The following is a 1,246-nucleotide window of genomic DNA, read 5'->3' as shown; positions in this document are numbered from 1 at the left end:
GCGCGCGCATGGCCGAACGCGGTGTGTGAGTCGACGCTGCCACTCTCAACAGATGGGTTGGCAAATATGCACCAATGGTTGCTACGCGAGCGCAGTCGAAGAAACAACCTACTCGGAATTCCTGATGTATGGATGAGACTTATTTACGTGTTCGCGGCAAGTTGGTGTGTCTCTACCGTACGATCGGCAAGGTAGGAAACACGCTTGATTTTATGCTGTCTGAACGACGAAACGGCCTCGCAATGACTAGGTTTTTTTGCAAAGGTCTTATTTTCAAACGGCATCCCAAACAAAATCGCGATAGACAAGATCGGCGCTAATGGAGCGGACATTCGAGAGGTGAACCGAATCCTGAAGCGATTTAGCTGCCCAGCCAAAGTACAAATCCTCAGGTCTACATTTTTGAACAACATGATCGAGCAGGATCACAGGTTTATCAAACGGCGAGTCTGGCACATGTGTGGTTTGGTTTCAAATCTTTCGCATCTGCGTCAACTACGCTGGACGGCATTGAAGTTGCTGACATGATCCGAAAACGGCAATTCCCCCAAACGGCGGCATCCGGCTTTAGGAATTTCGCTGAGATCGCAGGATAGGTATGCCCTGGGAAGAGTTCGATTTTGACCACTCCAAATTTTGCGACACAACCGTGGGATGCAGCCGCTGGGGTTGAGATTGTCAGATTCCTGCCGAGAACGGGTGGATCAGCAGTTCTAACCCACTCAGGCCGCAGGTTGATTTTCGCAAACTGGATAAAATTGTGGTCTCGCCGCGCCATTGCAAGGAAATTAGACGGCTTTCGTTTCGCTGCCCGGATAACGCCAAACGCTAATACCCTTTAACGTGAATTTTATGGGTGGGGGCTCGTATTCAGGGAGATCATTTCGGATGAATCGGGAATACTTGCTTATGGCCGACTTTGCAGCGGATGTCGGAGATTTGCGGCTTAAATGCAAGACCTGACCTTGCAGCATTCAAATCACATTCATGACAGGCGATCCCAGCGGTTCGAGCCGACAGGCGCACTGGGAACCGAACGCATTCGCCAACCGTCTCAGGCTCGCGTCAGGCAATCAACATTTTGGAACACCGGATGACATGTATGCGGCACCCGGGTCGGTCATTTTCCAATGTCGGGGCCCGATAGGGGATTAACGAGTAAATGGTATTAGAGCACACAAACAATAAAGCCAGTCACATATTCCGCGGCGGTCGTATTTTCAAACGCGGCAAACACGTTCTTACT

General features: G+C 50.4%; 1 protein-coding gene. It reads left to right on the top strand.

What is annotated here, in order from left to right:
* The first annotated feature begins 128 nt into the window (after window positions 1-128).
* Complete coding sequence (locus ACR1XV_RS21415; protein WP_480535058.1) at window positions 129-320, top strand: DDE-type integrase/transposase/recombinase; 192 nt, start codon at window positions 129-131, stop codon at window positions 318-320.
* The last annotated feature ends 926 nt before the right edge of the window (window positions 321-1,246 follow it).

This window comes from Ruegeria sp. AD2(2025), assembly GCF_056542385.1.
Note: the sequence above shows the minus strand (reverse complement) of the source record. Positions and strands in the feature narration are given on the sequence as shown.

Excerpts from the sequence above, each read along its gene's own strand:
- ACR1XV_RS21415 (WP_480535058.1), top strand. The coding sequence starts at position 129 with ATGGATGAGACTTATTTACGTGTTCGCGGCAAGTTGGTGTGTCTCTAC.